At 63.7% G+C, this 1,549-nt stretch carries 3 protein-coding genes; all 3 read right to left on the bottom strand.

Annotated features, from left to right (window positions below; all coding sequences use genetic code 11):
• Window positions 1-678: hypothetical protein (locus BJF77_RS02845; protein ID WP_075871224.1), on the bottom strand; the 678-nt coding region annotated here is incomplete at its 3' end.
• 49 nt (window positions 679-727) lie between these two features.
• Window positions 728-1,027: a hypothetical protein gene (locus tag BJF77_RS02840; RefSeq protein WP_075871223.1), complete on the bottom strand. Its 300-nt coding sequence runs from the start codon at window positions 1,025-1,027 to the stop codon at window positions 728-730.
• 127 nt (window positions 1,028-1,154) lie between these two features.
• A partial coding sequence (locus BJF77_RS20975; RefSeq protein WP_369821349.1) for a DUF6668 family protein occupies window positions 1,155-1,549 on the bottom strand: 395 nt, incomplete at its 5' end.

Raw genomic sequence — 1,549 nt, 5'->3', positions numbered from 1 at the left:
CCCGTTGTCACGGAACGCAAAGCGCCAATCACCGTCCTGCCAGATGAGATCTGCGCTGTTGGTGATATACGCCTTTTCGGTCCCGTCATCCACCGCTGCTACGACCTCGACCGTGGCCTTGTCACCCGTGTAGGAGAGAAGTCGAAAACCTGCAATCTGCATCGGAACGGTAGATGCGCTGCCCTCTGCAATGCGCTGCTGGATGCGCCCACTGTTGATGTCCTTACCAGGCCCCTCCAAAATCAGGGCTTCGCTCGTATCCAGCAGAAGTTGGGGGTCATTGCTGGAAGTCAACATATTCGTGACGCTTAGAAGTGCTCCCTCGGGAGTGTGTGAGTAGCAAGACCGGACTCCGGTCTCAGGGTCTACCTTGCCGGGACCGTGCTTTTCGGAAGAGGGAGCGTAGAGCGCACCGAGAGCCTCCCACTCCACGTTGTCAGGGGCCTTGGTGAGGGTGGTGCCGCCGGTGGCGTCCAGGCCGCATGCAGATTCCTCGCTCGTAGTGACTTCAGTGGTGGCGATCGGTGTTGGCAGGGACTGCGCTTGTTCCTCCCCGTCGGGCCACAGCCACAGGACGAGTCCCAGCACGATCAGCAGCACAACGAGGACGGCTGAGATGAGGAAGCGGGGGGTTCTCCACCATGTGTTGTTGTCGTCTGTCTCGAAGTGATCCGTCACCTGCTGCTCCTTCTGGGTGGGGGGTAGTAGTCCTGTGGCTGTGGAGGGGTTATCCGCCGGAGATGAAGGAAAGGATCGAGGCGCCGCCAGAGATCAGGGCCACGGCAAGCACGATCTTGATGATCCCGGAGACCTCTTCGGTGGTCTCACCGCGGCGGGCGTCGAAGGCCATCTTTCCGCCGACCACCAGAAGGCCCAGCACAGCGATGCCCAGGGCAATCCACTTGCCCACTCCGACCATGCGGTTCCAGGTTTCACCAATGCCGGGAGGGGACAGCGGGTCCGAGTCGGGCAGGGCGGCGGGCAGAGCCAGCACGGTGTCGGAGGCTGCCAGTACGAGGTCAATCATTGGGGGGTCCTCTCGGGATTGATTTCTTCGACTGCCTCAGCCAGGGCGGTGAGGACTTTTCTCGGCTCACGGGCCAGGGACTCCCAGTCCACGGTCCCGGTGAGCCGGAGCTCTTCGATCCAGGGCACTACCCAGGTCCGCGGTACTCCGCCGGAGACCACCCGGGTTGCTGCGGCCAGGGGCTTCGGGTTTTTCCCGGAGCATCGGCCATCAGTACGAGACCCTGGAGCTCCACATCGGGGTGGGTTCCGGAGGCCCAGTCGCGGGCGGCGCGGCTGGCCGCGTCGAGTCCCCGCCGGTTCTGACGGGCCACGAGAAAGATCGCGGCAGGGGCTTCCTGGCCTGCGTCGGCCGAGCGCATCGGCCATCGATGCTGGCAAACGGTGCCGCCGAGCAGTTCGGCCAGCACGGATTCTCCGGCCCCGCCATGAGCTCCCAACCAGAACACCCCATGGGTGTTGGTGAGGAAACGTCCTAAGCGGCCCTCGGACTCAGAGGGACCGACCATGCCCTGCTGGGGGC

Origin of the sequence: Kocuria sp. CNJ-770 (assembly GCF_001942375.1) — a bacterium.
GTDB lineage: Bacteria > Actinomycetota > Actinomycetes > Actinomycetales > Micrococcaceae > Kocuria > Kocuria oceani.
The sequence above is the reverse complement of the archived record's forward strand: the minus strand, read 5'-3'. Positions and strand labels throughout refer to the sequence as shown.